This is a genomic window from Streptomyces luteolus, from assembly GCF_029968015.1.
In the GTDB taxonomy this organism is placed as follows: domain Bacteria; phylum Actinomycetota; class Actinomycetes; order Streptomycetales; family Streptomycetaceae; genus Streptomyces; species Streptomyces luteolus.
Window position 1 is genome coordinate 1 of sequence record NZ_JASCIS010000011.1, and the last position, 24956, is coordinate 24956.

At 73.0% G+C, this 24956-nt stretch carries 21 protein-coding genes; 13 read left to right on the forward strand and 8 right to left on the reverse strand.

The window, feature by feature from the left end; all coding sequences use genetic code 11:
• Positions 1-95 precede the first annotated feature (95 nt).
• Both QIT00_RS12815 and QIT00_RS12820 read right to left on the reverse strand, forming a co-directional pair.
• Entirely contained in the window at positions 96-3020 is a 2925-nt protein-coding gene (locus QIT00_RS12815; RefSeq protein ID WP_282535339.1) for an FAD-binding and (Fe-S)-binding domain-containing protein, read from the reverse strand.
• 58 nt (positions 3021-3078) lie between these two features.
• Positions 3079-4353, reverse strand: a complete 1275-nt coding sequence (locus QIT00_RS12820) for an aspartate aminotransferase family protein (protein WP_282535340.1) — start codon at positions 4351-4353, stop codon at positions 3079-3081.
• Positions 4354-4536: 183 nt separating this feature from the next.
• Here QIT00_RS12820 and QIT00_RS12825 point away from each other — a divergent pair, with 183 nt between their 5' ends.
• Together QIT00_RS12825 and QIT00_RS12830 are read left to right on the forward strand one after the other, a co-directional pair.
• Complete coding sequence (locus QIT00_RS12825; protein WP_282535341.1) at positions 4537-6009, forward strand: NAD-dependent succinate-semialdehyde dehydrogenase; 1473 nt, start codon at positions 4537-4539, stop codon at positions 6007-6009.
• Between the two features lie 55 nt (positions 6010-6064).
• Positions 6065-6583, forward strand: coding sequence for a DUF3830 family protein (locus QIT00_RS12830; RefSeq protein ID WP_282535342.1), 519 nt, complete (start codon positions 6065-6067; stop codon positions 6581-6583).
• Positions 6584-6675: 92 nt separating this feature from the next.
• Here the strand turns inward: QIT00_RS12830 and QIT00_RS12835 are convergent, their stop codons facing one another.
• Together QIT00_RS12835 and QIT00_RS12840 are read right to left on the reverse strand one after the other, a co-directional pair.
• The gene (locus tag QIT00_RS12835) at positions 6676-8127 is read right to left on the reverse strand and encodes an amidase (protein WP_282535343.1); all 1452 of its coding nucleotides are present in this window, start codon (positions 8125-8127) and stop codon (positions 6676-6678) included.
• Positions 8124-9119, reverse strand: a complete 996-nt coding sequence (locus tag QIT00_RS12840; RefSeq protein ID WP_282535344.1) for a D-2-hydroxyacid dehydrogenase — start codon at positions 9117-9119, stop codon at positions 8124-8126. Before QIT00_RS12840 ends, QIT00_RS12835 begins: the two co-directional genes overlap by 4 nt.
• A 610-nt stretch (positions 9120-9729) precedes the next feature.
• Between QIT00_RS12840 and QIT00_RS12845 the strand changes: the two genes are divergently transcribed.
• From QIT00_RS12845 to QIT00_RS12860, 4 genes are all read left to right on the forward strand, one after another.
• A complete protein-coding gene (locus QIT00_RS12845) occupies positions 9730-10566 on the forward strand; it encodes a maleate cis-trans isomerase family protein (RefSeq protein WP_282535345.1) in 837 nt (278 codons plus the stop codon).
• A 107-nt stretch (positions 10567-10673) separates the two neighbouring features.
• Positions 10674-11441, forward strand: a complete 768-nt coding sequence (locus QIT00_RS12850) for a maleate cis-trans isomerase family protein (protein ID WP_282535346.1) — start codon at positions 10674-10676, stop codon at positions 11439-11441.
• 34 nt (positions 11442-11475) lie between these two features.
• Positions 11476-12150, forward strand: a complete 675-nt coding sequence (locus QIT00_RS12855; RefSeq protein ID WP_282535347.1) for a GntR family transcriptional regulator — start codon at positions 11476-11478, stop codon at positions 12148-12150.
• A gap of 13 nt (positions 12151-12163) precedes the next feature.
• On the forward strand, positions 12164-12745 hold the full coding sequence (locus tag QIT00_RS12860) for a Uma2 family endonuclease (protein WP_282535348.1): 582 nt from the start codon (positions 12164-12166) through the stop codon (positions 12743-12745).
• A 21-nt stretch (positions 12746-12766) separates the two neighbouring features.
• Here the strand turns inward: QIT00_RS12860 and QIT00_RS12865 are convergent, their stop codons facing one another.
• The 4 genes from QIT00_RS12865 to QIT00_RS12880 form a co-directional block, all read right to left on the reverse strand.
• A complete protein-coding gene (locus QIT00_RS12865) occupies positions 12767-14233 on the reverse strand; it encodes a sodium:solute symporter family protein (RefSeq protein ID WP_282535349.1) in 1467 nt (488 codons plus the stop codon).
• Positions 14230-14463: a hypothetical protein gene (locus tag QIT00_RS12870; protein ID WP_282535350.1), complete on the reverse strand. Its 234-nt coding sequence runs from the start codon at positions 14461-14463 to the stop codon at positions 14230-14232. The genes QIT00_RS12865 and QIT00_RS12870 overlap by 4 nt, the downstream gene beginning before the upstream one ends.
• Before the next feature lie 162 nt (positions 14464-14625).
• On the reverse strand, positions 14626-16056 hold the full coding sequence (locus tag QIT00_RS12875; protein ID WP_282535351.1) for an amidase: 1431 nt from the start codon (positions 16054-16056) through the stop codon (positions 14626-14628).
• Between the two features lie 149 nt (positions 16057-16205).
• Positions 16206-17192 (reverse strand): Lrp/AsnC family transcriptional regulator, encoded by a 987-nt coding sequence (locus tag QIT00_RS12880; RefSeq protein ID WP_282535352.1) that lies wholly within the window; start codon positions 17190-17192, stop codon positions 16206-16208.
• 196 nt (positions 17193-17388) lie between these two features.
• Here QIT00_RS12880 and QIT00_RS12885 point away from each other — a divergent pair, with 196 nt between their 5' ends.
• From QIT00_RS12885 to QIT00_RS12915, 7 genes are all read left to right on the forward strand, one after another.
• Positions 17389-18645: a flavin-containing monooxygenase gene (locus tag QIT00_RS12885; protein ID WP_282535353.1), complete on the forward strand. Its 1257-nt coding sequence runs from the start codon at positions 17389-17391 to the stop codon at positions 18643-18645.
• 13 nt (positions 18646-18658) lie between these two features.
• Positions 18659-19168, forward strand: coding sequence for a RidA family protein (locus tag QIT00_RS12890; protein WP_282535354.1), 510 nt, complete (start codon positions 18659-18661; stop codon positions 19166-19168).
• Positions 19165-19839: a DUF1028 domain-containing protein gene (locus QIT00_RS12895; RefSeq protein ID WP_282535355.1), complete on the forward strand. Its 675-nt coding sequence runs from the start codon at positions 19165-19167 to the stop codon at positions 19837-19839. Before QIT00_RS12890 ends, QIT00_RS12895 begins: the two co-directional genes overlap by 4 nt.
• Positions 19839-20999 (forward strand): M20 family metallopeptidase, encoded by a 1161-nt coding sequence (locus QIT00_RS12900; RefSeq protein WP_282535356.1) that lies wholly within the window; start codon positions 19839-19841, stop codon positions 20997-20999. Before QIT00_RS12895 ends, QIT00_RS12900 begins: the two co-directional genes overlap by 1 nt.
• Positions 20996-22402 (forward strand): aspartate ammonia-lyase, encoded by a 1407-nt coding sequence (locus QIT00_RS12905; RefSeq protein ID WP_282535357.1) that lies wholly within the window; start codon positions 20996-20998, stop codon positions 22400-22402. Before QIT00_RS12900 ends, QIT00_RS12905 begins: the two co-directional genes overlap by 4 nt.
• A gap of 70 nt (positions 22403-22472) precedes the next feature.
• Positions 22473-23849 carry an MFS transporter gene (locus QIT00_RS12910; protein ID WP_282535358.1) on the forward strand — a complete coding sequence of 459 codons (1377 nt, stop codon included), beginning with the start codon at positions 22473-22475 and terminating at the stop codon, positions 23847-23849.
• Between the two features lie 61 nt (positions 23850-23910).
• Positions 23911-24831, forward strand: coding sequence for a LysR family transcriptional regulator (locus tag QIT00_RS12915; protein ID WP_282535359.1), 921 nt, complete (start codon positions 23911-23913; stop codon positions 24829-24831).
• Positions 24832-24956 lie beyond the last annotated feature (125 nt).

Here is a 24956-nt window from a genome sequence, read left to right on the forward strand (position 1 = left end):
CGGAGGGGCTCATTTTTGAGCCCCTCCGGCGATTGAGGAGGCCCGTCCGGCAGGACTTTCGGGAAGGGGCGGGTAGGGGAAAAGAACGCCCCAGCCTACGAACCCGCACCCGGCAACGCGTCCCGCAATAGCTCCGCCAGGTGCCGAGGCCGGCGCTCGGACAACTGCAAGATCTGCGTACGGCAACTGAACCCGTCCGCCAAGACCACCGTCTCGTCCGGCGCCGACCGCAGCGCGGGCAGCAGCGCCTGCTCTCCGACCTGCACCGACACGTCGTAGTGCCCGCGCTCGAAGCCGAAGTTGCCCGCCAGGCCGCAGCAGCCGGAGTCGAGGCGGCCGCTGTCGACGCCGACGCGGGCGAGGACCCGGTCGTCGGCGGCGCTGCCGAGCGTGGCGTGCTGGTGGCAGTGGGTCTGGGTGAGGGCCGTGGCGTCCAGGCGGGCGAACCGGGCGTCGGGGGCGCGCCGGTCCAGGAGCTCGGCGAACGTCAGGGTCTGCTCGGCGGCGCGCCGGGCCCGTTCGTCCCCGGCGAGGAGTTCCGTACCGTCGCTGCGGAACAGGGATGTGCAGCTGGGCTCCAGGCCGACCAGCGGGATCCCGCGCCGCAGATACGGGTCGACGGCGTCGAGTGTGCGGCTCAACCTGGCGCGGGCGGCGTCGAGTTGGCCGGTGGTCAGCCAGGTGAGGCCGCAGCAGAGCCGGTCGGGAGGCAGGAGCACCTCGAAGCCCGCGCTCTCCAGGACCTCCACCGCGGCCCGCCCGACCTCGGGCGTGAAGAACTCCGTGAACGTGTCCGGCCAGAGCAGGACCTGCTGCCGCTCCCCCTCCGAGGACCGCGCGGGACGGGACTCGAACCAGCGGCGGAACCGCTGTGTCGCGAACGGCGGCACCGCGCGCTGCGGGGCGATCCCGCCCACCCGTTTGAGCAGGGCCGCCGCGGCCCGGTTCTGCGTCACCGCGTTCGCGAGGCGCGGCGCCTTCCCGGCCAGCCGGGCCCACAGCGGGAGCCTGCCCAGGGAGTAGTGCGTGACGGGGCGCAGCCTGCCGCGGTAGTGGTGGTGCAGGAACTCCGCCTTGTATGTGGCCATGTCGACGCCGACCGGGCAGTCGCTCTTGCAGCCCTTGCAGGACAGGCACAGGTCGAGGGATTCCCGTGCCTCCTTGGAGCGCCAGCCGGCCGTGACCACGTCGCCCTGCACCATCTCGTACAGGACGCGGGCGCGGCCGCGGGTGGAGTCCTTCTCGTCGCGCGTCGCGCGGTAGCTCGGGCACATCACGCCGCCGGACGACGTGCGGCACTTGGCGATGCCGACGCAGCGGCGCAGCGCGCGGCTCAGGTCGCCGTCGTCCTCGGCGAGGGCGAGTGTCGTGGTGAGCGGCAGCTGCGGCCGGTGCCCGGGGCGGATGCGGAGGCGTTCGTCGGCGGGGCGCGGGTGGACGAGGATGCCGGGGTTGAGGCGGTTCTCCGGGTCCCACACGTCCTTGAAGTCGGAGAACGCGGCCATCGCCTCGGGGCTGTAGACCAGCGGCAGGAACTCGGCGCGGGCCTGCCCGTCCCCGTGCTCCCCGGACAGGGTGCCGCCGTGCGAGGCGACGAGCCGGGCCGCGTCCGTCATGAACTGCCGGAACGTGCGCAGCCCTTCGGGCGTCGAGTGGTCGAAGTCGATCCTGATGTGCACGCAGCCCTCGCCGAAGTGCCCGTACGGCGTGCCCTGCAGTCCGTGCCGGGCGAGCAGGGCCTCCAGGTCCCGCAGGTAGTCGCCGAGGTGCTCGACGGGGACGGCGGAGTCCTCCCAGCCGGGCCAGGCCTCCGAGCCGTCCGGGGCGCGGGTGGCGAGGCCCGAGCTGTCCTCCCGGATCCGCCAGAGCGCGGCCTGCTCGGCGGGGTCGGCGACGAGGCGGACGGCGATCGCGCCGGTGTCGCGGCGCAGGGCGGCCGCCAACTCCTCGTCCCCCAGAGGGCCTTGGGCTTCGTCCGCGTACCCGAACTCGCAGAGCAGCCAGCCCCGGCCCTCCGGCAGGAGCTTCTCCGGTTCGGCGTCGGGGACGGTGCGGCGCAGGGCCGCCACCTGGTCGCCGCCGAGCCCCTCGCAGGCGATCGGGTGGTGCTCCAGGACGTGCCGGGCCGCGTCGCCCGCCGCGGGCAGGTCGGCGAAGCCGAGGGCGACGAGGGTGCGGCGGGCGGGCAGCGGGACGAGCCGGACGGTGGCGGCGAGGACGACCGCGCAGGTGCCCTCCGTACCGACGAGCACGGCGGCCGGGTCGAAGCCGCGCTCGGGCAGCAGGTGTTCCAGGCTGTAGCCGGACACCTGGCGGCGGAAGCGCCCGAACTCGGTGCGGAGCAGGGCCAGATGGGCGTCCCGCAGGTCCCGCAGGCGGGCGTGGATCTCGCCGCGCCGGCCGCCCGCCTCGATGACCCGCAGCAGCTCGTCCTCGCTTAGCTTGCGCAGGGCCATGCGGTGTCCGTCGTACGTCACCACGTCGAGCTCGACGACGTTGTCCGCCGTGCGGCCCCAGGCCACGGAGTGGGTGCCGCAGGCGTTGTTGCCGATCATGCCGCCGACGGTGCAGCGGGCGTGCGTCGACGGGTCGGGCCCGAACCGCAGGCCGTACGGGCGGAGCACCTTCTGCAGGTCGTCGAGGACCACGCCGGGCTCCACGCGCGCGGTGCGGGCCTCGGGGTCGACGTCGAGCACGGCGCCGAGGTGGCGCGAGGTGTCGACGACGACGCCGTCCCCGACCGCCTGACCGGCGATCGAGGTGCCCGCGCCGCGCAGCGTGACGGCCATGCCGTACCGGTGGCAGACCGCGAGCGTGTCGACCAGCTCGTCGGTGGAGCCGGGCAGCACCACGGCGGCCGGGACCTGCCGGTAGGTGGAGGCGTCCTGGGCGTACTCGGCGCGGCGGCGGGCCCCGAAGGCGACCTCGCCGCTCACGACGGCGGCCCGCAGGTCCCGTTCCAGCCGTGCCAGGGTGCGCCGTGCGGGGCTGTCGGTGCGCGGCTCGGCAGAGAGGGACATGCGGGCTCAACTCCTCGGTGTACGGGGCGGATTGGCGGCGGAGTGGGTCAGTGCGGCCTCACCCGCCCAGGGCCGCGTCCACGGACTGGGTCCACAGCCGCAGGCCCTCCGCGACCTCGCCCTCGTTCACGACGAGCGGCGGGATCATGCGGACCACCTGGCCCTGGGTGCCGCAGGTGAGCAGCAGCAGGCCGCGCTCGCCAGCGGCGGCTTGCACCTTCGCGGCGGTGGCGCCGTCCGGCTCGCCCTCGGCGTCGGTGAACTCGGTGCCCGCCATCAGGCCGAGCCCGCGCACGTCGCCGATCCCGGCGCGGCCCTCGCCCGCCGCATGCCGCGCGGCGACCTCGCGCAGGCCCGAGAAGAGCTGCGCGCCGCGCGTGGCGGCGTTCTCGACGAGCTTCTCGTCCTGGATGACGTCGAGCGTGGCGATGGCGGCGGCGCACGCGACCGCGTTCCCGCCGTACGTACCGCCCTGCGAGCCCGGCCAGGCCTTCGCCATCAGCGCTTCCGGGGCGGCGATCGCCGACAGCGGGAAGCCGCTGGCCAGGCCCTTCGCGGTGACGACGATGTCGGGCCTGCCGCCGAAGTGGTCGTGGCCCCAGAACTTGCCGGTACGGCCGAAGCCGGTCTGCACCTCGTCCAGGATCAGCAGGATGCCGTGCCGGTCGGCGCGCTCCCTGAGCCCCTGGAGGAAGGCGGTGTTGGCCGGTACGTACCCGCCCTCGCCGAGGACCGGTTCGACGATGAACGCGGCGGTGTCGGCGGGGGCCGTGACCGTGGCGAGCAGCTGGTCCAGCTCGCGCAGCGCGAAGCGGGTCGCGGTCTCCTCGTCCCAGCCGTAGTGGAAGGCGTTCGGGAACGGGGCGAGGGCCACGCCGGGCATCAGCGGGCCGTACCCGGAGCGGAACTTGGTGGCCGAGGTCGTCATCGACGCGGCGGCCATCGTGCGCCCGTGGAAGCCGCCCTGGAAGGCGACGATGTTGGGCCGGCCGGTGGCCTGCTTGGCCAGGCGCATGGCCGCCTCGACGGCCTCGGAGCCGGAGTTGACGTAGAAGAGCGAGTCGATCCCGGCGGGCAGGACCTCCCCGAGGCGCTCGGTCAGGGTCAGCAGCGGCTGGTGCATGACCGTCGTGTACTGGCCGTGCACCAGCTTGCCGACCTGGTCCTGCGCGGCGGCGACCACGCGCGGGTGGCAGTGCCCGGTGCTGGTGACGCCGATTCCGGCGGTGAAGTCCAGGTGGGCGCGCCCGGATTCGTCGTAGAGGTGGACACCCTCGCCGCGTACGGCCAGGACCTGCGTTGCCTGCTTCAGGACGGGGGACAGTGCACTCATGGGACGTCTCCTCGGACGCGTACGGCACGGCTCTCGGTCACCCGAGGGACTCCCGGGACGTGCGCGGGAGCCTCTCGGGGCGTTCTCAGGACTGTCGATTCATCGTAGGATTGTCAACAACCTGCACGCATGCAAGCATGCCATTTCAGACGCTGTCCATAGGCGAGTTGAGCGGGAGTACGCGTGAGCACTTGGACGGAACACGAGCGGGCCGTCGTCGACGCCGTGCCGGACGGACTCTTCATCGGCGGGGCCTGGCGCCCGGCCGCCTCCGGGGCCCGGTTCCCGGTGGAGGACCCGGCGCTCGCCCGCGAGCTGCGCACCGTCGCGGACGCGGACGCGCAGGACGCCCGCGCGGCGGCCGAGGCGGCGGGCGCGGCGCAGGAGGCCTGGGCGGCGACGGCTCCGCGCGAGCGCGGCGAGATCCTGCGCAGGGCCTACGAACTGCTGCTTGAGCGCAGGGACGACCTCGCGCTCCTGATGACCCTGGAGATGGGCAAGCCGCTGGCCGAGGCCAAGGGCGAGGTGGGGTACGCGGCGGAGTTCTTCCGCTGGTTCGCCGAGGAGGCCGTCCGGATCGACGGCGGGTACCAGACCTCGCCCGACGGCAAGGACCGCTTCGTCGTGATGCGCCGACCGGTGGGCCCGGTGCTGCTGATCACGCCGTGGAACTTCCCGCTCGCGATGGGTACGCGCAAGATCGGCCCGGCCGTCGCCGCGGGCTGCACGATGATCGTCAAGCCCGCCGAGCAGACCCCGCTGTCGCTGCTCGCGCTCGCCGGGATCCTGCGCGAGGCGGGCCTGCCGGACGGTGTGCTGAACGTCCTGACGACCAGCCGCCCGGGTGAGGTCGTCGAGCCACTGCTTCGCGGCGGGATCGTCCGGAAGCTGTCGTTCACGGGGTCGACGGCCGTCGGGCGGCTGCTCCTTGAGCAGTCGGCCGAGCAGGTCCTGCGGGTCTCCCTGGAGCTCGGCGGGAACGCCCCGTTCCTGGTCTTCGAGGACGCCGACCTGGACCGCGCGGTGGAGGGCGCCCTCGCCGCGAAGATGCGCAACATGGGCGAGGCCTGCACGGCCGCCAACCGCCTGTACGTCCACGAGAGCGTCGCCGGGGCCTTCGCCGAGTGCCTCGCCGCCCGCATGGGCGCCCTCACCGTGGGCCGAGGCACCGAACCGGGCGTCGACGTCGGCCCGCTGATCGACGCGGACGGCCGCGGCAAGGTCGACGAGCTGGTCGAGGACGCCGTCGGGCGCGGCGCGAAGACCCTGGTCGGCGGCGAACACGCCCCGGGCGACGGGTACTTCTACCGGCCGACGGTCCTGACCGGCGTCCCCGCCGACGCGGCGATGCTGCACCAGGAGGTCTTCGGCCCCGTGGCCCCGATCCTCACGTTCACCGACGAGGACGAGGTGGTCGCCGCCGCCAACGACACCCCGTACGGCCTGGTCAGCTATGTCTTCACGCAGAGCCTGGAGCGGGCGTTCCGGCTCGGCGAGCGCCTGGACACCGGCATGGTCGGGCTCAACAAGGGCGTGGTGTCCAACCCGGCGGCGCCGTTCGGCGGGGTCAAGCAGTCGGGCCTCGGCCGCGAGGGCGGCACCGTCGGTATCGACGAGTTCCTGGAGACCCGCTATCTCGCCATGCCGCTGAGCTGAGCCTGTCCTACGCGTACGCCCCCGCCCGTACCCACCGCATCGGAGAGTCAAGCCCATGGCCCGCCACATCGAGGTCTCGCTGCCCAAGCGCGGCGTCACCTGCACCGCCCTGCTCCTCGACGACAAGGCCCCGATCACCTGCCAGGCCGTGTGGAACGCGCTGCCGCTCGGCGGCGACGTCTACCACGCGAAGTACGCCCGCAACGAGATCTACACCCTGGTCCCCCCGTTCGCCCCGCAGGAGCCCCCGCTGGAGAACCCGACGATCACCCCGATCCCGGGCGACCTCTGCTACTTCACGTTCACGGACACGCAGTTGAACACCTCGTCGTACGGGTACGAGGCGGCGGCCGAGCAGCAGGGCGGGCAGGCCGCGCACGCCGAGCGCAGCACGGTCGTCGACCTCGCGCTGTTCTACGAGCGCAACAACCTCCTGATCAACGGCGACCAGGGCTGGGTGCCCGGCATCGTCTGGGGCACGATCGTCGACGGCCTCGACGCGATGGCGGAGGCCTGCCAGGACCTGTGGCGGGCGGGCGCGCTCGGCGAGTCGCTGCAGTTCCGCAGGGCCTGAGCACAGGTGAAGGGGCGGGCCGGACGGCCCGCCCCTTCACCTGTGATGTCTCACTGTGTCATCACTTCTCGGAGGGGACACGCCCCGGGGGGTCAGCCCACCGGGTCCGTGCTCACCACGCCCTCCCGCAGCAGCTCCCGCTGCAGCAGATGCGCGGCCCGGAGCACCAACGCGTCCCCGTGCCGCGCCGCCACCAACTGCGCGCCCACCGGCAGCCCTTCGTCCGTCGTCCCGCACGGCACGCTCGCCGCCGGCTGCTGGGTCAGGTTGAACGGGTACGAGAACGGCGTCCACCCGGTCCACCGCGCCAGCCCGCTGCCCTCGGGGACCTCCACACCCGCCGCGAACGCCGTGCGCGGAACGGCCGGCGTGAGCAGCAGGTCGTACGTCTCGTGGAAGGCGCCCATCAGGACGCCGAGCGCCATCCGGGTGTCCACCGCGCCCAGGTAGTCGAGCGCGCTCTTCTCCGCGCCCTCCGCGACGATCTCCTGGAGGCCCGGGTCGAGCCGGGCGCGCTGCTCGGGCCCGAGGTGCTCCACGACCCTCGCCGCGCCGGTGAACCACAGCGTGTGGTACGCCTCCACCGGGTCCTCGAACTCCGGTGCCGCCTCCAGGACTTCGGCCCCGAGACCGGCGAGCAGCTTCGCCACCCGCGCCACCCGCGCGGCGATCTGCGGGTCGACCTCGGCGTCCGCGAGCGTCGGCGCGTAGGCGATGCGCAGGCCCGCGAGGGAGTCGGCCTCAAGAGCCGCGCGGAAGCTCCCCTCGGGCAGGGCGAGCCCGGACCAGTCGCGGCTGTCCGCCCCGCACACCACGTCCATCAGGAGCGCCGCGTCCGCGACGGTCCGCGTCATCGGGCCCGCGTGCGCGAGCGTCCCGAACGGGCTCGCCGGGAACATCGGGATCCGCCCGTACGTCGGCTTCATGCCGAAGACGCCGCAGAATGCCGCCGGGATGCGCACCGAGCCACCGCCGTCCGTGCCCACCGACAGCGGACCCATCCCAGCCGCGACCGCCGCGGCGCTGCCGCCCGAGGAACCGCCCGAAGTCCGGCTCGGGTCCCAGGGGTTGCGCGTCACGCCGGTCAGCGGGTTGTCGGTCACGCCCTTCCAGCCGAACTCCGGCGTCGTCGTCTTCCCCACGAACACCGCGCCCTGCTCCCGCAGGCGTGCCACACACGGCGCGTCCGCCTGCCAGGCCTGCTCGGCGGCGATGCTGAGCGAACCGCGCAGCGTCGGCCAGCCCCGGGTCAGGAACAGGTCCTTGATGGACGTGGGCACGCCGTCGACCAGTCCCTGCGGCTGTCCGCGCCGCCACCGCTCGGCGCTCTGCTCGGCCTGCGCGAGCGCCGCGTCCCGGTCGACCAGGCAGTACGCGTTGACCCGCGGGTCCACCTCCGCGATCCGGTCGAGCACGGCCTCCGTCGCGGTCACCGGGGACAGCTCGCCGGAGGCGTACCGGTCGAGCAGCTCGGTCGCGGTGAGCGCCGCCGGTCCGGTCACCGAACCGGCGGGCACGTGGGCTTCTTCCTGCACGTTCGTCATCGGGACACTCCATCGGCAGGGGCGGCGTACGGGATGTAACCGAGCTTCTTGTCGACGACGTTGCGCAGCGGGCGGCCCGCGCGCCAGCGGCCGAAGTTGTCGACGAACACCGCGGCCAGATCGTCCAGCCACGTCGTGGTGTCCGCCGCCATGTGGGGCGAGACCAGGAGTCCCGGCGCGTCCCACAGGGGGCTGTCGGCGGGCAGCGGCTCCTCGCGGAACACGTCGAGCGCGGCGCCGCCCAACTGCCCGGCGCGCAACGCCTCCAGGAGGTCCGCCTCGACCACGAGCGGGCCGCGCCCCACGTTCAGGAAGCGGGCCCCGCGCTTCATCAGGCCGAATGCGCGGGCGTCGAACATGTCCCTGGTCTGCTCGGTCAGCGGCGCCGCGCTCACCACCCAGTCGGCCTCCGGGAGCAGCGCGTCGAGCTCGGCGAATCCGTGCACGCGGCCCACCTCCGGGTCGTCCGCGCGGGCCGTCCGGCCGACCAGGGCGACCCGCAGGCCGAGCGCGCCGAGCGTGCGTGCCGTGGCCCGGCCGATGGGCCCGCCGCCGACGACCACGGCGCGCGTGCCGCCGACCCGCTCGGTGACGCGGTGCTGCCAGACGTGGTCCCGCTGGCGGGCGTACGTACCCGCGAAGTCCTTGGCGAGGGCGAGGATCTGGCCCGCGACGTACTCCGCGATGGGCTGCTCGAAGACGCCGCGCGCGTTGGTGAGGACGGTGTCCGAGTCGACCAGGGCGGGGAACATCAGCCGGTCCACGCCCGCGCTCGCCGTGTGCACCCAGCGCGGTCCGCCCGCGCGCGGCCAGGCGGCGGGCAGCGCGTCGGTGGCGAACTCCCAGACGAGCAGGGCGTCCGCGGCGGGCAGTTCGGCGGCGAGCCGGTCCTCGGTGACGAGGCGCAGCTCGGCCCGGCCGTCGAGCGGTTCGAGGCCGGGCGGCGGTTCACCCGAGAGGACCAGGACGCGCGGAGTGGTGCTGTCGGTCATACGGCAGGCCGCCCTTCGATCGCGGTACGAACGGCCCCAGTGCGGCCCTGGCGCCGCGTCAGGGGCCGTTGGAGCGTCTTCCCGGGGCCGCGCGCCAGGGCCGGACCAGGGCGCCAGGGCACCCGATACGACGCCCTCAGCAGGGATTGACACGCTAGGCAGCAGATCTTTAGATTGTCAACAATCTACCGTGCCGGTGGCCGCACGAACAGCCGCGCCGGGCCCGGAGACCGCCACGGCCGCGCAGCCCGCGGGTCACCCCCACGTCCCCCGCTGCGACTTCCCCGGCACGGGTGCACACGACAACACCACTCATGTCCACCAGGGCGCACGGCCGACCGTGCCCGTGCGCGTGCAGCGTCGAAGGGGAACCGCGTTGGACATCACCACCCTGGGCGGTCCACTGCCCCAGTGCGGCGTCGGCGTCGTCGCACCGTTCGACTTCGCTCCAGGCCCTGTCCTCAAACCCCCGCCTGCCCCGCAACGCCTGGCACCCACTCTCGCCGCACCGGGCGAAGACCCAAGTAGCTCCGCTACGAGGGCCTGCGCCCGGCACACCGAGAGCACGCACCAGACGCCGCAGGGCCGCCCTTCGGGCGACGACGGGGGTTTGAGGACAGGGCCTGACCGCGAGCTGTGGCGCTGGGTCCCGGACGAGGTCTCCCTGCACATCACCCGTACCCCGTTCGTCCCCGTCGAGGTCAGCCTCGACATGGCCCGGCTCATCAGTGAGCACGAGACACTGCGCGCTGCGGTCTCGGCCCTGCAGGAGGTCGAGCCGCGCACCCTCGCGTACGCCTGCACCTCGGGCAGCTTCGTCGCCGGGCTCGCCGGCGAACAGGCCATGTGCGCCCAGATGAGCAGCGCGTCCGGCGGGCTCCCGGCGGTCACCACGTCCGGGGCGCTCCTGGAGGCGCTCGCCGACCTGCGGGTGCGCAGGCTCGCCGTGATCACCCCGTACACCCGCTCGGTGACGGACTCGCTCGCCGACTTCCTGCACCAGGTCGGCATCGAGGTCACCGGCCGCGAGTATCTGGGCCTGACCCGGAAGATCTGGGCGGTGCCCTACCGCGACGTGGTCGACATGGCCCGCAACGTCACGCTCGGCGGCGCCGAGGCGCTCTTCATCAGCTGCACCAACCTGCCCACCTACGACGTGATCCCGCAGCTGGAGGCCGAGCTGCGGATGCCGGTGCTCTCCGCGAACCAGGTCACGATGTGGGCGGCGCTGCGCCGCATCGGCGTCCGGCCCGTCGGCGACTACCAGGCCCTGATCGACCCGCAGGCGCGCGTCGCGGCCCTTCCGCGCCCATCCGCCGGACCCGGCGCGGCCGCCCCCGCAGCGCCCGCCGAGCCGGCGTCGGACGCGCCCTCCGACCTGCCGTACGACGTGCCGTACGACCTGCCGTACGACCTGCCGTACGACGTGCCGTACGACCTGCCCTGATCCGCCCGGTCCCGATTTCGGCCGGCCGCGGATTGTCGAATGTCTACAACTTTTCGTCGTCTCGTCGACAGCGGGCTAAACTTCCCGCGCGAAAGGAAATCGAACCCATGCCTGACCGGACCACCTGCGTCGGATTTCTGTACCCGGGCTTCTCCGCCGAGGACGACTACCCCCGCCTCGAAGCGCTGCTCGGCGACGGCACCCGACTCCCCCTGGTGCACACGGACATGGGCGAGGACGCGCACCGCGTGGACGCCCTCCTGGAGATGGGCTCCACCCACCGCCTCGCCGACGGCCTCACCGAGCTCTCCCGGCACAGCCCCGACGTCGTCGTCTGGGCCTGCACCAGCGCCAGTTTCATCTACGGCCCCGAGGGCGCGCTCCGCCAGGTCGAGGAACTCGCCGAGGCGGCGGGACTGCCCGTGAGCCGCGCCTCCTCGACGTCCTTCGCCTTCGCCCACGCCGTCCAGGCGCTCGGCGTGCGCAGGCTCGCGATCGCGGCGACCTACCCGGACGACGTCGCCGGCTACTTCGTCCGCTTCCTCGAAGCCGCCGGGGCCGAAGTCGTCCAGGTCTCCGGGCGCGGCATCATCACGGCCGCCGAGGTCGGCACGCTCACCCGCGACCAGGTCCTGGACCTCGCCCTGTCCAACGACCACCCGGACGCGGAGGCGGTCCTCCTGCCGGACACCGCCCTGCACACCGTCGCCTACCTCGACGACCTCGAACAGGCCCTCGGCAAGCCGGTCCTGACCGCGAACCAGGTCTCCGCCTGGGAGGGCCTGCGCCTGGCGGGCGACGCGAAGCCGCGCACGGGCCTCGGCGCCCTGTTCGGGCTCTCGCACCATCCCCGTATCACCACCGGCGTGGCCTGAGCCCGGCCGCGCCCCGACCAAGGACAACCCGAATATGGCGGAAGTGAAGAGTCTGCGCCCCGTGAAGCGGGAGCCCGCGGCCATCGCGATCGCGTCCCAGCTCACCCAGGCCATCATGGACGGCAGCCTGCCGCCCGGACACCAGCTCGGCGAGGCCGACCTTGCGGCCCAACTCGGCGTCAGCCGGGGGCCGTTGCGGGAGGCGATGCAGCGTCTCGTGCAGCAGGGCATCGCGGTGAGCGAGCCGCACCGCGGCGTCTTCGTCACGAAGCTCGACGAGGAAGACGTACGCGACATCTACTTCACCCGTTCCGCCATGGAAGCCGCGGCCTGCCGTCTCGTCCTGCGGCAGGACCCGCAGCGCACCGCCGACCGCCTCGCCAAGGCCCACCGGGCGATGGCGACGGCGGCGCGGCGCGGAAACATGACCGGGCTGAGCGCCGCCGACATGGAGTGGCACCAGACCCTGGTCGCCGAGTCCGGCAGCCGCCGGCTCGCCCGGATCGCGGAGACCCTCTTCGTCGAGACCCGTATGTGCCTCTCGGCCCTCACCCACCGCCACCCCGACCCGCAGGCCATGGTCGAGGAGCACGCCGCCCTGATCGAGGCGCTCCGCGCGGCGGACGAGCCGCGTCTGCTGACGCTGCTTGAGGCGCATATGCGGGATGGGGTGGAGCGGTTGACGGGCCGGGAGGGCTCCCCGGAATAGATACGGTCGGGCTATGAAGGCACTGCCCGGCTGGATGCTTCCGCCACGCCCGGAAGGCTGGCTCGCCGAGGACCTGGACGACCTCCCCGAAGCGCCCCGCCACACCGAACTCATCGACGGCGCCCTCGTGTTCAGGCTTCCTCCGCAACGGTCCCGGCACAGCAGCCTGGTCACCGCGCTCACCGTCGCCCTCATGGAACAGGCACCGGACGGCGTCGAGGTCGCACGAGAGATGACGATCCGCCTCGACGCCAAGACCCGCCTGGAGCCGGACCTCCTTCTGACCACCGCGCCCTACCAGGCCGACCGCACCTGGTTCGCCCCCGAAGAGGTCCAGCTGGTCATCGAGGTCGTCTCCCCCGAATCCGCCCACCGCGACCGCACCGTCAAACTCCGCAAGTACGCGGAGGCCGGCATCCCGCACTACTGGTGCATCGAGGACGAGGACGGAGCGCCCGTCGTCCACGTCTACGAACTCGACGGGCCGACGCGCGCCTACGCCCCGGCAGGGATCTTCCGCGGCACCCTCACCCGCCCGGTGCCCTTCGCCATCGCCCTTGACCTGGACGCACTCACGCCTGGTCGCGCCGCCTGATCCGGGACTGCCCCAGGAGAGTCAGCTCCGCGTTGCGGCGGTCGGTGGCCCGGCGAGGGCAGGCTCGGGCGGGAGCGCGGGGCGGTGCCTGCGTCGCCGTACCGCCTCCACGGCCGCCGTGGCCGCGATGTTGGCGAGCAACGCGGGCAGGCCCGGGTCGACCGTGCCGGCGTCCACGCCCCCGAACGTCAGCCACGTCAGGACCGCGACGCCGGTGAGCACCCCGCTGAGCGCGGCGGCGGCGCTGAGCCGGACGCGGCGGGCGAGGCCCATCACGATCGCCGGGGCGAGCTGGGTGAGTCCGCCGTACGTCAGCAGCAGCAGGTTGGACAGCAGGTCGGGGCGGGCGAGGCCGAGGAGCAGGGCGAGTCCCGCGGCGGCGATCGCGACGGCGTGCGTGACCCGGAGCTGGGCCCGGTCGCCCCGGACGCCGAGGACGTTGCGGGAGACCAGGCTGGAGATGCCGACGATGATCGCGGCGGAGGGCACCATCGCGGCGGAGGCCGCGGCGACGGCGACGAGTCCGACGAGCCACCCCGGCAGGGTCTGTCCGGCGAGGGTCAGGGCGACGGCGTTGCCCGGCGAGTCGGGGGCGAGGCCGAGGACACCGGCGAAGCCGACGATCACCGGGATCATCAGGGCGAGTTGGTACAGCGGCAGCCAGATGGCGTTCTTGCGCAGCGCCCGGCCGCTGCCGGCGGCGAGGACCGGCGGCCACAGATGCGCCATGGTGCCGAGGCCGCCGCCGATACCGGAGATCACCACGGCGCTGATGAACCAGGCGGTGTCGTACCCCTCCTGGTCGAAGCCGAGCAGGGCCGGACGCTCCTCGCGGATCGTGGTGAAGAGGCCGCCGAGGCCGCCGTCGAGGGAGGCCAGGACGCCGACCGCGAGCACGATCAGGCCGATCACCATCAGGAAGTCCTTGAGGTAGGCGACCCGGGCGATGCCGCGGATGCCGGACCACAGGACGAAGCCGACGGTGAGGACGGTGGCGAGGACCATGGAGAGCCGTCCGCCCGCCGCGCTCCCGGTGGCCAGTTCGACGATCAGCCCGAGTCCGGTGATCTGGAGCTGGAGGTACGGGAGCAGGAAGACGGCTCCGACGACGGCGACGACCTTGCCGAGCAGCGGGCTGCGGAAGCGGTCGGTGAAGAAGTCGGCTTGGGTCAAGTAGCCGCCCTGGACGCCGAGTTCACGCATCCGGGGCATCGTGAAGTACTGCAGGATCAGGTTGATGGAGAGGTAGCAGAGGGCGAAGCACGCGGCGACGCCGCCGCCGAAGGCGATTCCGGCGAGGCCGAGGAAGCTGAACGTGGTGAACGCCTCGCCGGCCTGGAGGAACCAGGTGGTGAAGGCGCCGAACCCGCGCTTGGCGACGGTCCATTCGCCGATCCCGTCCTGCTTGCGGCGGCGTCCGCCGATACCGACGGCGGCCAGGCCGACGATCCCGAGGAGGGTGACGACGGTGGTGGGGTCGAGGCTCATCGGCCGGCCTCCTCGGCGTGCGGTGCGGCGAGGTCGTCGGCGTGATCCATCCGGGCCAGCCGTTCGGTGAGGGCGAGGCAGACGGTGGTGCCGGCGGTCCAGGACAGGCACCAGACGAGGACGGACGGCAGCCCGAACCACAGGTGCGGGCCGTTGACGAACGGCAGGAACGGCGTACTGAGGAACCCGAGCACGGGCAGCACGGCCCAGAGCAGGTGCGGTCTTCTCAACGAGACTCCCGGGGAGGGGCGGGGACGAGCCGGAGAGGGTGGTACGAGAGAGGCGTTGCACGGGGGTGGCCTTGTACGGGTGGGGGTGCGGATGGGCCGCCGGTGCGGACGGGCCCCCGGCGGGGGTGCGGATGGGCCGCCGGTGCGGATGGGCCGCCGGTGCTACGCGGCGGAGTCCAGGTCCGGGCGGCGGCGGCCGTAACCGGTCGCGGTCTCGTACACCGCGCCGATCTCCAGGACCGCTCGCTCGGCACGGGGGCGGCCGACGATCTGCAGGCCGACGGGGAGGCCGCCGGGCGTGAATCCGGCGGGGACGGCGAGCGCGGGGGCGCCGAGCACGGAGAGGAAGTACGCGGAGCGCATCCAGTCGAGGTAGGTGTGCTGGGGGACGCCGTCGATCGTCTGCGGGTACTCGGCGTCGACGTCGAACGGGGTCACCTGGCTGACGGGGGCGAGCAGCACGTCGTAGCGCTCGAAGAAGGCGGTGGCGGCGAGGTGGATGCGGGTGTGTTCCGCGTGGGCGCGGGCGATGTCGGCGCCGGTGAGGTCGCGGCCGGCCTCGATGTTCCGGACGAGGCTGGGCTTGAACGCGTCGGGGTGCTGGTCCAGGAGCGGGCCGAGGCCGAGGTGGAACTCCTGGGCGCGCAGGGTGCGGAAGACCTCCTCGGCGCCGTCGAGGTCGGGGCAGTCCTCCTCGACGTGGGCGCCGAGCTCCTCGAAGACGGTGCGCTGGGCGGCGAACACGTCCCGGACGTCCCGGTCGACGGGGACGCGGCCGCCGAGGTCGGGGGCCCAGGCGACGCGCAGTCTGGTGAGGTCGGCGCGGGTCAACGGGGCGCGGAACGCGGCCGGTTCGGGGCTGTCCAGGGAGAGCGGGGAGCGTGCGTCGGGACCGGCCATCACCGAGAGGAGCAGGGCGACGTCGGCGACGGAGCGGCCCATCGGCCCGGCGACGGCGAGGGTCTCCCAGAGGTTGGCGGCGGGCAGGGCGGGGACGCGTCCCGGGGTGGGGCGCAGGCCGACGACGTTGCAGAAGGAGGCGGGGTTGCGGAGCGAGCCGCCCATGTCGGAGCCGTCGGCGAGCGGCTGGAGCCCGGCGGCCAGGGCCGCGGCGGCGCCTCCGCTGCTGCCGCCGGCGGAGCGGCCGGTGTCGTAGGGGTTGCGGGTAGCACCGAAGACGGTGTTGAAGGTGTGCGAACCAGCGGCGAACTCGGGGACGTTGGTCTTGCCGATGCGGATCGCTCCGGCCGACTGGATGCGGCTGACGAGGAGTTCGTCCTCGTCGGGGACGTGGTCGGCGAAGAGCGGGGAGCCGTGGGTGGTGCGCATCCCGCGGGTGAGGTGGGTGTCCTTGAAGGCGATGGGCAGCCCGTGCAGGGGGCCGGTGGCATCGCCCCGTACGAGCTGTTCGTCGGCTCTGGCGGCGGCGGCGAGCGCGCCGTCCGCGTCGACCGTCACCAGGGCGTTGAGGCGGGGGTTGAGGCGTTCGATGCGCTCCAGGTGGGCGGTCACGACCTCGCGGGCGGACAGCTCCCGACGCCGGATGCGAGCGGCGAGTTCGGTGGCGTCGAGCAGGCAGGGGTGATCGGTCATCGTGGTGTCCCGAGGGCAGGGTGGGCGGCGCGCGGACGGGCGCGGTCGCCAAGACGTGTGCGGTCCCACACTGCGACCCCCTGACGAGAACCGTCAATAGATGGGTCTGTATGAACTTTTCAGACGATCGGAGTTCTACAGAGAACGTTTCAGTCGCGAGGCAGCAGCGCCGTCGGGGTTCCGCTGCGCTTGAACGCCTCCACGACCAGGTGTGACTGCACGGACTCGACGCGGCTCACCCAGGGGCGCCGGGTCAGGAAGTCGTGGAGCGCTTCCTTGTCGGGCTGCGTGACGTCGACGAGGAGTTGGTGCTCGCCCATGACGACGGCGGCGTACCGCACCAGTGAGTCCTCGACGAGCATGCGGCCGACCGTCTCGACCTCGTCCGGCCGCGTGCGGATCCACAGCATCGCCTCGACCGGCAGACCGAGCAGAGCGGGTTCGACCGCAGCCCGGATGGAGACCGCGCCCGAGGCGATCAGCGACTCGACCCGGCGGCGGGCCGTGGCGACCGACACCCCGGCGAGGGCGGCGAGTTCGTCGTGCGTGCGGCGGCCGTCCTCGGCGAGGGCGAGCAGGATCGCCTCCTCGTCGGGGGCCCACGGGCCGGGCGCGGCGCCGACCCCGTCGGCGAACGGGTCGATCCCGCCGAGCTCCTCGACCTCGTCCGCGTCGAGGATGTCCGGACGCCACTCGTGCACGGTCCTGAAGTACCGCAGGACCGGGGTGATCTGCTGGCCCGCGAGGCCCGGGAGCGCGGGCACCTCTTCGTACATCAGCCGCGCGAGGCGGCGCGGCGGGCACTGGATCTCGGCGACGCAGTCGACGGATCCGGCCAGGACGTACGAGAAGACGGTGTCCTCGCGGCGGGCGGCGGCGACGGCGGTGTCCCGCACCCGCCCCGGCAGGCAGCCGAGCCGTGCGATCACCGTCTCCCCGCGCACCACGAGCCCGGTGACGGCGACCGCCCCACTGTCGAGGAGCCGCGCCCCGCGCCGGGCCACCTTCCGCTCGGGCTCGCCGAGGGCGGCGGCGATCCGGCGCCACGAGGCACGGCCGTCGATCTGGAGGGCGGCGACGATCCGGCGGTCGAGCGGGTCGAGGGGTCCGGGGGGCCAGGGGGCGGTGGAGGTCACGCGTCGACCTTAACGAGCGCCTTGACGAGGCCGGGGCGTCCAGAGTCCGGGCATATCTGAAAGGGCACATCTGAAAAACAGATCCCCTACCCCGAAAAGATCTGTTGGACAGGCTTTCCGGCTCGGGCCAAGGATGTTCATGCGGTAGCGCGCAACGCGACACCTCGATGAACTACCGCCCGAGTGGAGGCTGAAAGTGCCGAGTGAAGAGACCGAAGTCGTCGTCGTCGGGGCCGGACAGGCCGGCGTGGCGATGAGTGAGCACCTGGGGGCGCACGGCATACCGCACGTGGTCCTGGAGCGGCATCGCATCGCCGAGCGCTGGCGCTCGGAGCGCTGGGACTCGCTGGTCGCCAACGGGCCCGCGTGGCACGACCGGTTCCCGGGCCTGGAGTTCCAGGACGTCCACCCCGACGCCTTCGCCTCGAAGGAGCAGGTCGCGGACTACTTCGTGGCGTACGCCGAGAAGATCGGCGCCCCCGTCCGGTGCGGGGTCGAGGTGAACTCGGTGCGCAGGCACGAGGGGCGGCCCGGCTTCCGGGTCGAGACCTCCGAGGGCTCCATCGACACACGTTTCGTCGTGGCCGCGACCGGACCGTTCCAGCGGCCCGTGATCCCGCCGGTCGTCCCGGACGGCGCCGTGCCCGTGCAGATCCACTCCAGCCAGTACCGCAATCCGCGGCAACTGCCCGCAGGTGCCGTGGTCGTGGTCGGGGCCGGCTCGTCCGGGGTGCAGATCGCCGACGAGCTGCGGCGGTCCGGGCGCCGGGTGTTCCTCTCCGTGGGGCCGCACGACCGGCCGCCGCGGCAGTACCGCGGCCGGGACTTCTGCTGGTGGCTCGGCGTGCTCGGGCTCTGGGACCTGGACACGCCCCCGCAGGGCGCCGCGCACGTGACGATCGCGGTCAGCGGTGCCCGGGGCGGCCACACCGTGGACTTCCGCGCCCTCGCCGCCGACGGCATCGAACTCGTCGGCATGACCGCCGCGTACGAGGACGGCGTCCTGACCTTCGCGCCCGACCTGGCCGAGAACATCGCGCTCGGCGACGAGAAGTACCTGGACCTGCTGCGCGCCGCCGACGCCTACGTGGAGCGCAACGGGCTCGACCTGCCCGAGGAGCCCGAGGCGCACGTCCTCGGCGCCGACCCGGCGTGCGTGACCGAGCCGCGGCTCGAACTCGGCCTGGCCGAGGCGGGCGTGACCTCGATCGTCTGGGCGACCGGCTTCGCCGCCGACTACGGCTGGCTGGACGTCGACGCCTTCGACGCGAACGGCCGGCCCGACCAGCGGCGCGGGGTGTCCGCCGAGTCCGGCGTCTACTTCCTGGGCCTGCCCTGGCTGTCCCGGCGGGGGTCGAGCTTCATCTGGGGCGCCTGGCACGACGCCAAGTACATCGCCGACCACATCACGACCCAGCGCGGCTACCTCGCGTACGGCGCGGACGAGAACTGAGGAGCAGCGGAACATGACCTCCACGAACCAGCGGAACACGACCTCCACAAACCAGCGGAACACGACCCCCACGAACCAGCCCATCGTCGCCGGCGGGCACACCCGGGTCCGCCCGTTCAACACCCGTGACACGTACCCCGAGCAGAGCCTCGACAACGACCTCTGCCAGGCCGTCGTCGCCGGCGACACGGTGTACGTACGCGGCCAGATCGGCCAGGACCTCGACACCAGCGAGTCCGTCGGCGTCGGCGACGCCGAGGCGCAGGCCGAGCGGGCCATGGCGAACATCAAGATGCTGCTCGAAGAGTCCGGCAGCCGGATGGAACACCTGGTCAAGCTGACGATCTATCTGATCGACCCGCGCTACCGCGAGGCCGTCTACCGCACGGTCGGCCGCTGGACCAAGGGCGTCCACCCGATCTCCACCGGCCTGGTCGTCTCCGCGCTCGCCCGCCCGGAGTGGCTGTGCGAGATCGACGCGATCGCGGTGATCCCGAAGGACGCACAGGAGGCCCGGCGATGACGTTCTCCCTGGTGGTACGGGACGGCGAGCGGTTCGGCATCGCGGCGAGCTCGTCGAGCCCCGCCGTCGCCGCCCGCGTGGTGCATCTGCGGCCCGGCATCGGCGCGGCGACCTCGCAGAACGTCACCGATCCGACGCTCGGCCCCGCCCTGCTCGACCGGCTCACCGAACACGGCGACCCCGAGCGGGCGCTCACAGAGGTCACGGCTGCCGCGCGCAACGAAAAGACCATCGCGTACCGGCAGTTGACGGTCCTCGGGCGGTCCGGTCCCGGCTTCGCGTACAGCGGTACGCAGACGCTCGGCACCCACGCCTCGGCCACGGCGGACGGTGCGGTGGCGGCGGGCAACATGCTGTCCGGCGAGCACATTCCCCGCGTACTCCTCGACGCGTACGCCGCCGCCACGGGCGAGATGGAGGAGCGTCTGGTCGCCGCCATGAAGGCGGCGCTCGCGGCGGGCGGCGAGGAAGGGCCGGTGTACTCGGCGGGCCTCGCGGTCGTCGCCGACGTCGGCTGGCGCGTGACCGACCTGCGCGTGGACTGGGCGGAGGACCCGCTCGACCGGCTCGGCGAGCTCGTCGACGTCTGGCTCCCGCAGCGCGACGACTACGTGCGGCGCGGACTCGACCCGGCGTCGGCTCCCTCGTACGGCGTTCCGGGTGATCGGTGATGGGCGCGGTGACGGGCGCGGTGACGGGCGCCGAGCAGATGAAGCAGGGTGCCCGGGAGGCCGTGGAGCGGCAGGCGGACCGACTCGTCGCGCTCTCCGAGCGGTTGCACGCCGACCCGGAGACCGCGTGGGAGGAGCACCGGGCGGCCGCGGCCGTGCCCGAGCTCCTCGACCGCGCCGGGTTCGACGTGACCTCGGCGTATCTGGGCCTGGACACGGCGTTCCACGCCCGGTTCGGCAGCGGGCCCGTGCGGATCGCGCTGTGCGCGGAGTACGACGCGCTGCCCGGCCTCGGCCACGCCTGCGGGCACAACCTGATCGCGGCGAGCTCGGTCGGCGCGGCGCTCGGCCTGGCCGCGGTCGCCGACCAGGCCGGGCTGACCGTGGAGGTGTACGGCACGCCCGCCGAGGAGGGCGGCGGCGGCAAGATCGAGATGCTCGACCGGGGCGCGTTCGCCGGGGTCGACCTGGCGATGATGGTGCACCCGGCGCCGGTCGACGTGGCCGAGGCCCGCCCGTTCGCGGTCAGCCACTCGAAGGTCTCGTACACCGGGAAGTCCGCGCACGCCGCCGCGTACCCGGAGGCGGGGATCAACGCGGCCGACGCGTTCACCGTCGCCCAGGTCGCCATCGGCCTGCTGCGGCAGCAGCTCCCGGCCTCGGCGCGGGTGCACGGCGTGGTGACGCACGCCGGGGACGCCCCGAACGCCATCCCGGAGCGGGCCGACGGCCGCTGGTACGTACGGGCCGAAACCCTCGCGGAACTGGCCGAGTTGGAGCCGCGCGTGATGCGGGCCTTCGAGGCGGGCGCGCTCGCGACCGGCTGCGACCTGGAGATCGAACCGGAGAGCAAGCCGTACGCGGAGTTCCGCGCGGACCAGTCGGCGCTCGCGCACTACCGGGCCAACGCCCTCGCCCTGGGGCGGGAGTTCGCGCCGCCCGGACAGGCCGCCCGGATGAACCGCGCCTCCACCGACATGGGCAACGTCTCGCAGGTGGTCCCGGCCATCCACCCGTACATCGGCATCGGCTCCCTGCCCGCCACCAACCACCAGCGGGAGTTCGCGGCCCACTGCGTCGGCCCCGCCGCCGAACGGGCCCTGCTCGACGGGGCGATGGCCCTGGCCTGGACGGGCGTGGACAGGGGGGCGGCTTCGTGACCCCCCGGTTCCGTACCGAGTACGACATGCTCGGCGCCGTCGACGTCCCGGCGGACGCCTACCACGGGGCGCACACCGCGCGGGCCGTCGCCAACTTCCCGCTCACCGGGGAGACCCTGGCCGACCGCCCGCACCTGGTCCGCGCCCTCGCCGTCGTCAAGAGCGCCGCCGCGCGGGCCAACGCCGAGGTCGGCGCCCTGGACCCCGCGCTCGCCGACGCCATCACCGACGTGTGCGCCGAACTTCAGCAGGGCGCCCTGCACGAGCAGTTCGTCGTCGACCTGATCCAGGGCGGCGCGGGCACCTCGACCAACATGAACGCAAACGAGGTGATCGCCAACCGCGCCCTGGAACGCCTCGGGCACCCCCGCGCCGCGTACGACGTCCTCCACCCCCTCGACCACGTCAACCTCGGCCAGTCCACCAACGACGTCTACCCGACCGCCGTGAAGCTGGCCCTGGACGCGCACATCGGCGAACTGCTCGCCGCCCTGGCCGAGTTGGGCGAGGCGTTCGCGGCCAAGGCGGCCGAGTTCTCCGACGTACTGAAGATGGGGCGCACCCAGCTGCAGGACGCCGTGCCGATGACGCTCGGCCAGGAGTTCGGGGCGTTCGCCGCCACCCTCGCCGAGGACCGGGACCGGCTCGCCGAGGCCCGGGTGCTGCTGCACGAGCTCAACCTCGGCGGCACGGCGATCGGCACGGGCCTGAACGCCCGCCCCGGCTATCGGGAACGGGCGATCGAGCACCTGCGTCGCCTCACCGGCATCCCGACGCTCGTCTCCGCGCCCGACCTGGTCGAGGCGACGCAGGACGTCGGGGTGTTCGTCCAGCTGTCCGGGGTGCTCAAGCGGATCGCCGTGAAACTGTCCAAGATCTGCAACGACCTGCGGCTGCTCTCCTCGGGGCCGCAGGCCGGGTTCGGCGAGATCGCGCTTCCCGCGCGGCAGGCCGGATCGTCGATCATGCCCGGCAAGGTCAACCCGGTGATCCCGGAGGCGGTCAACCAGATCGCGTTCGAGGTGATCGGCTACGACGTGACGGTCACCCTCGCCGCCGAGGGCGGGCAGCTCCAGCTCAACGCCTTCGAACCGGTCATCCACCGTGCCCTGAGCGCGGGCCTCGACCACCTCACCGCGGGCGTCGGCGTCCTCACCGAACACTGCGTGCGCGGCATCACCGCCGACCGGGACCGGCTCGCGGCGACCGTCGCCGCGTCCACCGGCCTGGTCACGGCGCTCAGCCCCGCACTCGGCCACGAGACCGCCTGCGCCCTGGCGTTGGAGGCCCACCACACCGGCAGACCCGCGCTCGACCTGATCCGGGAGCGGGCCCTGCTGACCGAGGCGGAACTCACCGCACTCACCAGTCCCGCCGCGCTGACCGGCCTGCCCGCGCTCTGAGGGCACGGCACACACCGGCGGCACCCGCCCATCAGCTCCGCTTCTCCACCCATCCACAAGGAGGCGTGCAATGCCTACCTCTCACACCGGCGCCACGACGACCGAGCCCGAGTCCCGGGCCGGGGTCGAGGCGGCCACGGACGTGGTCACCCTGCGCAGGAGCGTCGCCGCGGGTGCCGTCGGCGTCTTCGTCCACTGGTTCGACTGGGCCGCGTACGCGTATCTCGCCGGCACCGTCGCGACCGTGTTCTTCCCCGCCGACGACAGCACGACCGGACTGCTCGCGGTGTTCGGCGTGTTCGCCGTCTCCTTCGGCATCCGGCCCATCGGCGCCCTGGTCTTCGGCCCGCTCGGCGACAGGATCGGCCGCAAGCGCACGCTGTCCCTGGTCATCTTCACGATGTCCGGAGCGACCCTGGCTATCGGCCTGCTGCCCGGGTACGACTCCATAGGCATCGCCGCCCCGGTCCTCCTGATCGTCCTGCGCCTGATCCAGGGGTTCGCGGCGGGCGGCGAGTTCGGCAGCGCGGCCAGCTTCCTCGCGGAGAGCGCGCCGCGCCGGCGCCGCGGCTTCGGCGTGGGCTGGCTGGAGGTCGGCTCGCTGCTCGGCTTCCTCGCCGGTTCGTTCGTGTTCCTGCTGCTCTCCACCGGGCTCGACGAGGCCCAGCTGACCGCCTGGGGCTGGCGCATCCCGTTCCTGATCGCGGCCCCGCTCGGCGTCATCGGCTTCATCATCCGCAACAAGATCGAGGACACCCCCGAGTACCGGGCCCTCGAAGAGAACGACACCGTCCCGCGCTCCCCCGCCCGCGAACTGCTCCGCTCCCACAAGCGCCAACTCCTCCAGGCGGCGGGCCTGATGGCGGCCATGCACGTCCCGTTCTACGCGGTCCTCACCTACCTGGTGACGTACGCGACCGACCACCTGGGCCACTCGGCGGACAGCGCGGCCCTCCTCTCCACGGTCATCTCGCTGCTCGGCCTCGCCCTCGTGCCACTGTTCGGCGCGCTCTCCGACAAGGTGGGCCGCAAGCCGGTGTTCGTCGGCGCGACGACGGCACTCCTGGTCGTGGCCACACCGGCGTTCTGGCTGATGCGTACGGGCAGCACCGGGACGTGGATCGCGGGGCTCGCGCTCGGCGTGATCCTGGCGGCGATCCTCGGCACGTACGCGGTGTGGTCGGCGGAGATCTTCCCGACGCGGACGCGGCAGAGCGGACTCTCCATCGCGTACAACATGACGGCCGCGCTGTTCGCCGGGACGGTGCCGTACCTGATGACGGTGCTGATCTCCGCGACGGGCAGCACGCTCGTGCCCGGCCCCTACCTGATGGTGTTCGCGCTCGGCGGTCTGATCGCGGCGCTGTCCCTGAAGGAGACCGCCGGTTCGCCGCTGCTGCACGCGGAGGACGTCGCGGCGGATGCTGCGCCCGCCAACCAGGTCTAGCGGATCCGGAGGCCGCATAGGCTCGGGCCCGGACACGGTTCACCGGGCACGAAGGTCTCGTATGACGTCACCGCTGGGGTTCACCCTCGTACAGCTCCGCTACTTCCTGGTCGCCGCCGAGCGCGGTTCTGTCACGGAGGCGTCGGTGGAGCTGCACATCGCGCAGTCCGCGGTGTCCGCGGCCATCCACAACCTGGAGCGCGACCTGCAGGTGCAGCTGTTCATCCGCCGCCGGGGCCGGGGCCTGACCCTGACCCCCGCCGGGGAGCGGCTGCGCCAGCAGGGCCGCGACCTGCTGGCGCGCGCCCGCGAGGTGGAGCGGGAGGCGCGGGGCGACGGCGAGACGGTCTCGGGCCCGGTCTCGGTGGGCTGCTTCGTGACGCTGTCCCCCTATTACCTGCCGGCGCTGTTCAGCGAGTGCACCCGGCGCTTCCCCGACGTCGAGATCGACGTGCTGGAGGCGGAGACCGACCAGCTCGTGCACGCCCTGGCGACGGGCCGCATCGACTTCGCCGTGACGTACGACCTGGGCCTGTCGACCGAACCGGAGGTACGCAGCGAGACGATCGCCCGCGCCCCGGCGTACGTCATCGTCGCGGCGGACCATCCGCTGGCGGGGCGGGACAGTGTGGAGCTGTCCGAACTGTCGACGGAGCCGCTGGTCCTCCTCGACCTCCCGCACAGCCGCGACTACTTCCGCTCCCTGGTCGCGGCGACGGGCACGGCACCGGATGTCCGCTACCGCACCCAGTCGTACGAAACGGTCCGCTCGCTCGTCGCGCGGGGTCTCGGGTACTCGGTCCTGAACCAGCGTCCGGCTACGAGTCAGACGTACGGGGGCGGGGAGGTGGTGGAGCTTGAACTCCGGGGGGCGGGGCCTGCGTTGGAGGTCAGGCTGGCCGTCCTGGCCGGGGTGGCGCACAGTGCGCGGGCGCGAGCGGTGATGGACGTACTGCGAGATGTGGCGCCCCGGCCCACGTGAGTTTCCCCTCCCCGCCCCTTCCCGTAAGCCTGCGGCGCTGTCGTTTCGTCTGCTGCGCCGTCGTGGCTGGTCGCGCAGTTCCCCGCGCCCCTATCGGGGCAAATTCAGCCCCTCCGGCGTTTGAG

Excerpts from the sequence above, each read along its gene's own strand:
- QIT00_RS12815 (WP_282535339.1), bottom strand. The coding sequence starts at position 3,020 with ATGTCCCTCTCTGCCGAGCCGCGCACCGACAGCCCCGCACGGCGCACC.
- QIT00_RS12820 (WP_282535340.1), bottom strand. The coding sequence starts at position 4,353 with ATGAGTGCACTGTCCCCCGTCCTGAAGCAGGCAACGCAGGTCCTGGCC.
- QIT00_RS12830 (WP_282535342.1), top strand. The coding sequence starts at position 6,065 with ATGGCCCGCCACATCGAGGTCTCGCTGCCCAAGCGCGGCGTCACCTGC.
- QIT00_RS12835 (WP_282535343.1), bottom strand. The coding sequence starts at position 8,127 with ATGACGAACGTGCAGGAAGAAGCCCACGTGCCCGCCGGTTCGGTGACC.
- QIT00_RS12840 (WP_282535344.1), bottom strand. The coding sequence starts at position 9,119 with ATGACCGACAGCACCACTCCGCGCGTCCTGGTCCTCTCGGGTGAACCG.
- QIT00_RS12850 (WP_282535346.1), top strand. The coding sequence starts at position 10,674 with ATGCCTGACCGGACCACCTGCGTCGGATTTCTGTACCCGGGCTTCTCC.
- QIT00_RS12855 (WP_282535347.1), top strand. The coding sequence starts at position 11,476 with ATGGCGGAAGTGAAGAGTCTGCGCCCCGTGAAGCGGGAGCCCGCGGCC.
- QIT00_RS12860 (WP_282535348.1), top strand. The coding sequence starts at position 12,164 with ATGAAGGCACTGCCCGGCTGGATGCTTCCGCCACGCCCGGAAGGCTGG.
- QIT00_RS12865 (WP_282535349.1), bottom strand. The coding sequence starts at position 14,233 with ATGAGCCTCGACCCCACCACCGTCGTCACCCTCCTCGGGATCGTCGGC.
- QIT00_RS12875 (WP_282535351.1), bottom strand. The coding sequence starts at position 16,056 with ATGACCGATCACCCCTGCCTGCTCGACGCCACCGAACTCGCCGCTCGC.
- QIT00_RS12890 (WP_282535354.1), top strand. The coding sequence starts at position 18,659 with ATGACCTCCACGAACCAGCGGAACACGACCTCCACAAACCAGCGGAAC.
- QIT00_RS12895 (WP_282535355.1), top strand. The coding sequence starts at position 19,165 with ATGACGTTCTCCCTGGTGGTACGGGACGGCGAGCGGTTCGGCATCGCG.
- QIT00_RS12900 (WP_282535356.1), top strand. The coding sequence starts at position 19,839 with ATGGGCGCGGTGACGGGCGCGGTGACGGGCGCCGAGCAGATGAAGCAG.
- QIT00_RS12910 (WP_282535358.1), top strand. The coding sequence starts at position 22,473 with ATGCCTACCTCTCACACCGGCGCCACGACGACCGAGCCCGAGTCCCGG.
- QIT00_RS12915 (WP_282535359.1), top strand. The coding sequence starts at position 23,911 with ATGACGTCACCGCTGGGGTTCACCCTCGTACAGCTCCGCTACTTCCTG.